Consider the following 783-nt stretch of genomic DNA (forward strand, 5'->3'; position numbering starts at 1 on the left):
ATGCTGACTATGTTAAGAACATGATCACTGGAGCTGCTCAAATGGATGGAGCAATCCTAGTTTGTTCAGCAGCAGATGGTCCAATGCCACAAACAAGAGAACATATACTTCTTGCATCAAGAGTTGGTGTTGACTATATCGTAGTATTCTTAAACAAAGCAGATATGGTTGATGATGAAGAATTATTAGAATTAGTTGAAATGGAAGTTAGAGAATTATTAAGCGAATACAACTTCCCAGGAGATGACATTCCAGTAATAAAGGGATCAGCTTTAAAAGCATTAGAAAACCCAACTGATGAAGCAGCTACAAAGTGCATCATTGAATTAATGGAAGCAGTAGATAGCTACATCCCAACACCAGAAAGAGCAACAGATAAGCCATTCTTAATGCCAGTAGAAGATGTATTCACAATCACTGGTAGAGGAACAGTTGCAACTGGTAGAGTTGAAAGAGGAGTTCTACATGTAGGAGACGAAGTAGAAGTAATCGGATTAACTGAAGAAAGAAGAAAGACAGTAGTAACAGGAATAGAAATGTTCAGAAAGTTACTAGATGAAGCACAAGCTGGAGATAACATCGGAGCATTATTAAGAGGTGTTCAAAGAACAGATATCGAAAGAGGTCAAGTTTTATCAAAAACTGGATCAGTAAACCCACACAAGAAGTTCGTAGGTCAAGTATACGTACTTAAGAAAGAAGAAGGCGGAAGACATACACCATTCTTCGATGGATACAGACCACAATTCTATTTCAGAACAACAGACGTTACTGGTTCAATAA

Annotated in this window: 1 protein-coding gene; it reads left to right on the forward strand. The window is 37.7% G+C overall.

The features are described from left to right. A partial coding sequence (locus CPJCM30710_RS17395; protein ID WP_212905397.1) for an elongation factor Tu occupies nucleotides 1–783 on the forward strand: 783 nt, incomplete at both ends.

Source organism: Clostridium polyendosporum (assembly GCF_018332455.1).
In the GTDB taxonomy this organism is placed as follows: domain Bacteria; phylum Bacillota; class Clostridia; order Clostridiales; family Clostridiaceae; genus Clostridium_AY; species Clostridium_AY polyendosporum.